The following is a 7,205-nucleotide window of genomic DNA, read 5'->3' as shown; positions in this document are numbered from 1 at the left end:
CTGCTCATGTCCCTGGCGATCGTGGCCTGGATCTTCAAGACCGGGTATCGACTCAAGGCGTAGCCCACTGCATGCCTGCGACTCCTCGCACAGGCCGCTCAGGCCTTGCGAGATCGCTCTAGCGACCGCTCGGCTGCATCTCGGCGCATCGACCGAGCCGCTCAATCAGCAACGCGTGAACAGCTCGGTGCGGTTTGACGGGAGCGCTATGCCGCCGCTGTGGGTCGCCCAACCCTCCGCGCTAAAGATCAGCCTCGCATGTGCGCGCCGAAACGAACTTGAACATCATGCTGATCTTGCGTTGATCAAGCGCCGCCGGCACCGGCGGCAGGCCTACGAACGCTGCAAAGCACGGCATCCCGCCACGCGCTAGGCGTGATGGTCAATTTGGTATCGGCACGCGCAGTGCTGGGATATCCGCGTGCACGCGGGTTGGTTATGCGTTGCGGGCAGGTTCGGTGAGCACAACACCCGTGTTCTAACCAATTAAAGTCGAAAACACGGGCCTAGCATCGGCGTGGCTTACGCGCCCGCCACTTCCGTTGACATCTTGCCTAAAGTCGAAAACTCCGCCCTGCTTCGATCGCTGGGTCGACGCGACGGCACAAATATTGTCGAAAACTATGGGATGGTGGCGCCGCAATAATCCTCGCGCAGCGGGGAAGACGGGTTCAGCGGTGCGCCGTGGCTTCCGAGAGCACCTTCGCCACCCATTTGTTCATGCTCTGCCCTTCACGCGCCGCGGCCTTGGCCGCCGCCGCATGAATGCCGGGATCGATCCGTAGCATCAATTTGCCTGATGCCGGTTTTTCAGGCTGTTGTTTGAGTTTCGCGCAGGCGTCGATGTAGTCGTCAATCGCTTCGTGGAATGCCGCCTCGAACTCGGACACGGACTCCCCGTGAAAGGCGATGATGTCCGCAATGTCCAGCACGCGCCCAACCAGGATCTTGTCGTCCGGGTCATAAGTCATGCTGGCGGCATAGCCCTTGTAAGTCATCACGTTGTTCATGGCGTCACCCCTAGTTTCTCCAAATACTCCCGCACCATCCTGACCCGGTAGTTCAAGGCCTCCCTCTGCGGGTGTGGTCGATGGAAATGGGCACGTAGCCCGTCTTTCTCAAACGTCACGGATGATCCACTTCCCTCAATGACGCGACACCCAGCGGCCCCAAGCAAAGCCTCAATACGCGGCCCACTCAAGATTGCCGTTGACCGGGCTGGAGAAAATCGCTTCAAGCGTCTTGCAGTGCTTGCTATTCATTGGAATATGATAGCACTTCTGATGGCAGGTTCAATCGGTTTTGCAATCGGCCTTTACGCGAGCCAAAAGGATCTGATCGAATCGAAATCGCCGTAAGCCAAGGACTACGCCAACCAGCGTTGTTGGCGCCGATGCCGATTTGAGCCATGCGCCGGGTTTGCGGTGAGCCGGTTAGAGCGCGACGAAATTCAAGCCGGAGGCCCCGCGCAGCTCGTTTTCCATGGCTCAGTCGCCGATCGGCATGTGGCTCAAATCGGCATCGGCGCCAACACAGGTGAAAGCGCTCAAGCGGCGATGGGTTTCCGGGGCCGTCCGCCCAGCTTGCCGTTCTCCCGGGAAGCCGCGGCCTTGGCCGGCGTTCGCGTGGCTCCACCGGTTTGCCCCATCAGCCCAGCCATCCATTGGCGCGAGCCAAAGACCCCCTCCAGCAGCGCCGGCAGGTACAGGTCGGCATCGAGTTTGGGGAAGTGCAGTCCAAGACCGCTAGGCGTGATCTCGATGTCGGTCAGATCATCGGGCCTTGCATGGCCCAGCCCCTCGGCCAGGTGCGGCGGGAACGCCAGTTCCAGGCCGGTGTCCAGACTCACCACGACACGCGCCACGCGCCGGTCGTAGCGTGCGGAAACCGCTTTCGGCCCCGCCTTCAAGCGAGCCTGCATGCGTGCTTCAGCACGCTTCACGTCTGCGTCAGAAATGGCCATGAATCGTTCTCCAGGAATGGCACAGCATCGCCAGTTCGGCCTGGAGCTGCGCCGCGATGCGGTTCAACTCCTTGGCGGCCAGCCCCACGGATTCCCGCAACTCCGGCGGCCCATCAGGGCAATGCAACTTGAAGACCGCCTCGCACCCCGCGCCCACGACATGCACGTGCGCCGGACGGTGGTCACTGGGGTAAATGACAACCCGATAGGGTCCGAATCGGAAGATGGTCGGCATGCGGCACTATAACCGAAGCGCTTAGGTTCTTCAAGTTTTGCCCTGCCCTCCCTCAATCCCGCGCAGCGGGGAAGACGGTGGATGAAACTCACCGGGTCACCGAGGAATCAAAGCTAAAAGAGTGTTCGTGCCGATGCCGAATTGACCAGGGCGCCGGCAAAGTTTTGACCAGAAGCGATCGGCCAGTACCTGCATCACCCCAATGTCGATGCCGGAAAGCGTCCGGTCACAACAAAATCGGCATAATGATCAATTTCGTGTCGGCGCGCACAGCGTGGCATTGCCTGCGGTTCCCATGATGGTCTCCCATAGAGTTGAGGACTATGCAGGATGCGCTGTCGAGTCGCGGGAGAACTCCCTTTCGTTGAGTTCGGCTGAGGTCGGCACCCAGCGCTGGCGGGCCGCTTTGGAGCGAGCGGGCGGATTCACAGATCCGGCCACAACCGGTCCATCACCTGTTGGCCTTATGTGAAGCTTCTCATTGGCCGAAGAGCAGCCCACCAACCTAAGCGACCCTACCGCTGAGGAATGTTTCGATCGGGGCAGGGCGCCCAAGCAGATACCCCTGCACCTTGTCGACGCGCAACTCGCGCAAGATCGCCAATTCGGCCTCTGTCTCCACACCTTCGGCGACGACCATGCTTCCCGTCTCCTGCGCAAACCGAACGAGCGCGGCGGCCAGCGCACGATGACCCGTATTGGAGTCGATCTGTCGAATCAGACTGTTGTCGAGTTTAATGACGTCCGGCTTCAGTTCGAGGATGTGCCGAAAACTTGCATATCCGGCCCCCGCATCATCCACGGCAAGCCGCAATCCACGGCGCCGTAAAGGATCGAGCGCTTTCATAATCTGCGCGTAGTCATTCACGGAAGAATGTTCCGTGACCTCCAACATCAGGCGCTCGCATGGATAGCCCGAAAAAACCTCGTCCAGTGCCCCGCTCAGAATGGTTGCCGGTGATGCATTGATGGAAACATAGGTGTCTTCCGGGAAGAGGGTAAGACTACGCAACGCCTTGGCGATCACGGCCAACTCAAGCGTCAGTTGAAGCCCGATCTCCGACGCCTCATCAAACCAGACGTCAGGTGTACGAACGGGCTCTGCCAGGAACCGCGTCAACGCTTCGTATCCAACGACCTTGCCGTCAGCGATCCGCATGATTGGTTGGTAAACAATCGAATAGCACTCCGCATTCAGAACCGCCGTATGTCGCGCAAGGAGCTCTTCGCGGCGCTTTTCCTCAGCCACCTGTTGCTCGATGAATTTGGCCGTGATGTCGGCGAAACACCGCATCGTGTCGATGTCGCGTGCGTTGAGCGCGCAGTTTGCGGCCCGACTAAAACAGCAAAAGGTTCCGTAGACGCCGCCGTCGCTCAGTCGAATCGGGACACTGAGGTGGGCGCCAACCGGCACAGCCGCAGTCGCCGGAAGCTTGCGCGCTTCAGCAAGCTGCATGGCGTCCTGGAACAACTCCGGCAGACGACCATCGACAACGCGCTGGCAATAGCTGTCCTCCAGTGGATCCGAACCGCCAACTCGGATCGGGATATCGCAACCAAGCGGATCGACGTAGCGAAAGATGCGTCGACCATCTTTGAATTGTGAAATGAACGCGACTTCCATACCGACCAGCGTTCGCATGGAATGCAGCGCATCCAGCACCATGTCGTCGGCAGTGCGATGGTTTGGGCTCATGGAAATCCTTTCTATCAGAAGGATGGACGTTCATGTGATGCGGGAGCCATCGTTGTCGCGCAATAGTAGAGAATTCAAGACGATATCGGCGAATGTCCTACAAGGGGTAACAAATCATCCGGCGCAGCTTTATTACACGCTCAATGGCGATTTCGGCGCATTGATGACATGGTCGCCATGGCCGTGCGGGCGCCCGACCCGTCTGGCCGAGCACCGGCCAGCGGCAGCAAGTCGGCCAGAGCAGGCATTGGGCACAGATCCTGGCGACGGCTGCAATGCCGCGGTCAGCGGTCGTTGGCAGCATCGATCTCGTGAGCAACCGCTTCCTGTGCCGGCGATCGGGCGCTTTCGACCCATTGCCGTCACTCCGTCTGCTGAGTTGATGGCAGCAGAGCAGTCGCGCTAGCAGACTTCCTGCGATGCGGTGAGGGGATCGCGCCATCACTGGGCATTGGATTTCTTCGGAAAAAGGAGGGCATGCAACGCCTGAAGTTCCGGCACCGCGTTCGTCATCACTCGCTGGCCTTCCAAGAACGCAACGTAGGCCTGCTCGAAATCTTCCTCGGCGTCGAGGTTCATGAGCGAGGACAGGCCACTCATGGCGACTGTTGCCACATGAATCCCGGCGGGCACTTTTTTTCGGCGAGCCTGCAGGTTATCCATGATCACTGCATTGATGCTTTTTTCGCACCGCGCGCGGAGCAGCTTCGCTGTACGAACGATTTCGGTGTAGATCAGGCTGCAGAAGTTCGTCACCTCGTCCGGCGTCGGTATCGCTCCCTTGTGAATGGTGTCATTCCTGAATTGCGCAATCTTTGGCACTGGCTTGTACGCAACGCCGAGCACAAGGGCATGCAGCGCCATGAAACTGCCAATCTGCCGCTCGGACTGCCGTGCCAATTCTTTGAACATCTCGTCATAGGTGGCGCTATCCATCCCCATGTGGAGCAGCATGACCTTTGCTGCGAACTCTATGAAGCGCTCAAAAGCGGCAGAGAACGTTGCAGCGGCCTCAAGGGTGAAGCCGGCAGCCAATGCCGCCGCACCAGATTCCAGTAGCACTTCGAACTTCTGGCTTTGAAGCATGACTACGGTCTTGTGCCCCCGCGCGCACTGGATAGGCGCGATCATGTCTTCGTAGTACGGCGCAAAGAAGGGCTCGAAGCTGGGATGCCCCAACTCTGCCTGACACACCATGCACATGGCGAAGAGCTTCATGGTGACTCCCTGCATTCAATGGTGTCCATTTTGCCGACTGGGACTTGCCGGATCGCAGGAACTGCCACGATGTGACACCGATGAAGCCGACCAGCCGCGACTGCTAGCACCTGATCAACTTCGTTCAGCCCCTGCCGGAGAGCACCGCACGGGCCAGCATTTGTCAAGACGGTGCACACGGTCAATCGTCTCCGGGCCACCCGATCCTGGTGTTCTCGGCCAGCCGCAGCTTGGCGTGCTCATCCGTCTTCGGCGTCGCTGTGATCGACAGATGGGAAGAGGGAACGCCCCACTCTCTCGTCATCTGCGCACCGAGCTCTCCGATGGTAAAACCGCTATGGTGGAATCGCCAGAAGGGCCCGCCGTCTTCATCATCAGCGGATCTACCTTGCAGCAGTTGCTGCTCGCCAACCTTCATCGACGTGACAGTGGGCGGATCGCTACGCCTCACGCGCAGCCGAACTTCGACCTTCTCGGGTACCGTGTTGGGCAAGAAGGCCAGACTGGCGCGGTATGGCTCCAGCGCACGCCGGATGAACATGATGAACGGGGCGTATTTCTTCACGGGCTGCACTGCCAGCAGTTCCGGCAAATAACGCGCCTTTAGCTGCCTGCCCCGAAATTCGCCGTTCTTGTCGAAGTAGACCTCGAACAGCATGCCATTCAACAGGTGCAGCGCGGCCTCTTCGTCATTTAGTTTTGCCAGTTCGCGGCGCAGGTTGGTCATCACGCTCACCGCCTTGAGCTCGTTGCCGCAGGCGCATTGATACAAGTTCCTGCCCAGCACGAAGAACTCGTCAACCGAGAGTTTGGTGAGGTCCATGGCCAGCAGCCGCTCAACGGCGGGCCGCTGCGTTGGCCAGGTGTATGAGCGCATCTCCTGGATCAGCGTTTCGACGGTCGAGCCGCGCGGGGCGGCGAAGTCGGCGTCCGCAATGGCGCTGTCGGAGTACGCGAACCGCTTGCTCAAGGTGACGCCGGACCGCACCAGCTTTTCGACGATGAGGTCCGCCAGTTGCTCTGGCGTTTTCTTCGTCAGGTCAATGTTCCCTGTGGTCTTGAGCAGGCCCGGGATCTCGACGGTCTTGTCGAACAGTGCAGGCAGGATGTATTCGCTGCTCTCGCTGAACGCGCGTGCCTGGGCGCTGCGCCGCTCATGATTCGTCCACAACTTGTCGCGGTAGGCGGTCGACACGAAGATAACCGTGTAGACAGCCTTCTTCTGGTAAACGCCAGAGAGATGCGCGTACAAATCCTTGCCCCACAGGTCAGCTTCTTCGAACAGGTCGTAGAAGACTTCCACTCCAGCAGCTTTGAGATTGACAGCGACCTTTTCGACGTAGTCGCGGTCTTCGCCAGCAAAGGACAGGGCAACGTGGTAGTTCTGCACAATGGACTCCGTCGATTGTTTTGGTCTGCGTGTTCATCCCATAAGCGGGGCACGGCTCGTCGATGCATTGACGTCTATGGCCTTTGTGCCGCCCTCAATCGCTGGCACATGTCCGCCTTAGGCACGGCTGACGCTGCTGCTTGGCGATCGTAACTTGCGACGGTGGCCGGGGGATAGACGAGCCGCCCGAAAGCCGCCGCCGACCAACGGCAGAAGCTGGCTGACTCCGGCCTTCGTTGGAGTCGGCACCTTCCTGCCATCAAATCTCAGTCTGCTCAGCAATGTCGAGAGCGTCTTCGACCTCTATGCCCAGGTAGCGGACCGTGCTCTCCAGCTTGGTGTGGCCCAGCAGCAATTGGACGGCTCGGAGGTTCTTGGTCTTGCGATAGATGAGAGTCGGTTTGGTCCGCCTCATCGAGTGCGTGCCATAGGCATGACTATCCAGGCCGATTTCCTCGACCCAGCCGTGAACGATGCGAGCATATTGCCGGGTTCCGAGGTGCGGTGAAGCGTGCAATCGGCTTGGAAAGAGGTAGTCATCGGCGCGCAACCCGGCCATCTTGATCCAGGCCCCGATTGCGTCACGTGTTGCCGCCGTAATCTCAAACTGGACGGGGTGGCCCGTCTTGTGTTGGACCACGATTGCCCGGTTAGCGAAGTAATCGGCCCGTTGCCGCAAATCGCTCCGAAGAAACACAGCGTG

The 7,205-nt window shown here is 59.5% G+C and carries 9 protein-coding genes; 1 reads left to right on the top strand and 8 read right to left on the bottom strand.

Annotated features, from left to right (window positions below):
• Window positions 1–671: 671 nt before the first annotated feature.
• The 5 genes from ACYCUK_RS22335 to ACYCUK_RS22315 form a co-directional block, all read right to left on the bottom strand.
• Window positions 672–1,010 (bottom strand): type II toxin-antitoxin system HicB family antitoxin, encoded by a 339-nt coding sequence (locus ACYCUK_RS22335; protein WP_461596812.1) that lies wholly within the window; start codon window positions 1,008–1,010, stop codon window positions 672–674.
• Window positions 1,007–1,129 carry a hypothetical protein gene (locus ACYCUK_RS22330; RefSeq protein WP_461596811.1) on the bottom strand — a complete coding sequence of 41 codons (123 nt, stop codon included), beginning with the start codon at window positions 1,127–1,129 and terminating at the stop codon, window positions 1,007–1,009. The genes ACYCUK_RS22335 and ACYCUK_RS22330 overlap by 4 nt, the downstream gene beginning before the upstream one ends.
• A 417-nt stretch (window positions 1,130–1,546) precedes the next feature.
• A complete protein-coding gene (locus ACYCUK_RS22325; protein WP_461596810.1) occupies window positions 1,547–1,963 on the bottom strand; it encodes a DUF2442 domain-containing protein in 417 nt (138 codons plus the stop codon).
• Complete coding sequence (locus tag ACYCUK_RS22320) at window positions 1,950–2,198, bottom strand: DUF4160 domain-containing protein (protein WP_461596809.1); 249 nt, start codon at window positions 2,196–2,198, stop codon at window positions 1,950–1,952. Before ACYCUK_RS22320 ends, ACYCUK_RS22325 begins: the two co-directional genes overlap by 14 nt.
• A 505-nt stretch (window positions 2,199–2,703) precedes the next feature.
• Entirely contained in the window at window positions 2,704–3,894 is a 1,191-nt protein-coding gene (locus tag ACYCUK_RS22315) for a sensor domain-containing phosphodiesterase (protein ID WP_461596808.1), read from the bottom strand.
• Between ACYCUK_RS22315 and ACYCUK_RS22310 the strand changes: the two genes are divergently transcribed.
• Window positions 3,893–4,300 (top strand): hypothetical protein, encoded by a 408-nt coding sequence (locus ACYCUK_RS22310; RefSeq protein WP_461596807.1) that lies wholly within the window; start codon window positions 3,893–3,895, stop codon window positions 4,298–4,300. The two genes, ACYCUK_RS22315 and ACYCUK_RS22310, sit on opposite strands and share 2 nt — an antisense overlap.
• Before the next feature lie 35 nt (window positions 4,301–4,335).
• Here ACYCUK_RS22310 and ACYCUK_RS22305 read toward each other — a convergent pair whose 3' ends face one another.
• The 3 genes from ACYCUK_RS22305 to ACYCUK_RS22295 all read right to left on the bottom strand — a co-directional run.
• Window positions 4,336–5,112: a hypothetical protein gene (locus ACYCUK_RS22305; protein WP_461596806.1), complete on the bottom strand. Its 777-nt coding sequence runs from the start codon at window positions 5,110–5,112 to the stop codon at window positions 4,336–4,338.
• A gap of 181 nt (window positions 5,113–5,293) precedes the next feature.
• Entirely contained in the window at window positions 5,294–6,502 is a 1,209-nt protein-coding gene (locus ACYCUK_RS22300; protein ID WP_461596805.1) for a toll/interleukin-1 receptor domain-containing protein, read from the bottom strand.
• A gap of 259 nt (window positions 6,503–6,761) precedes the next feature.
• The coding region (locus ACYCUK_RS22295; protein WP_461596804.1) for a tyrosine-type recombinase/integrase at window positions 6,762–7,205 on the bottom strand (444 nt) is incomplete at its 5' end.

It is taken from the genome of Thiomonas sp. (assembly GCF_054608695.1).
Note: the sequence above shows the minus strand (reverse complement) of the source record. Positions and strands in the feature narration are given on the sequence as shown.

What these genes read in the sequence shown, in the direction of transcription:
- ACYCUK_RS22315 (WP_461596808.1), bottom strand. Translation starts at nt 3,894, where the DNA reads ATGAGCCCAAACCATCGCACTGCCGACGACATGGTGCTGGATGCGCTG.
- ACYCUK_RS22310 (WP_461596807.1), top strand. Translation starts at nt 3,893, where the DNA reads ATGGAAATCCTTTCTATCAGAAGGATGGACGTTCATGTGATGCGGGAG.
- ACYCUK_RS22335 (WP_461596812.1), bottom strand. Translation starts at nt 1,010, where the DNA reads ATGAACAACGTGATGACTTACAAGGGCTATGCCGCCAGCATGACTTAT.
- ACYCUK_RS22305 (WP_461596806.1), bottom strand. Translation starts at nt 5,112, where the DNA reads ATGAAGCTCTTCGCCATGTGCATGGTGTGTCAGGCAGAGTTGGGGCAT.
- ACYCUK_RS22325 (WP_461596810.1), bottom strand. Translation starts at nt 1,963, where the DNA reads ATGGCCATTTCTGACGCAGACGTGAAGCGTGCTGAAGCACGCATGCAG.
- ACYCUK_RS22320 (WP_461596809.1), bottom strand. Translation starts at nt 2,198, where the DNA reads ATGCCGACCATCTTCCGATTCGGACCCTATCGGGTTGTCATTTACCCC.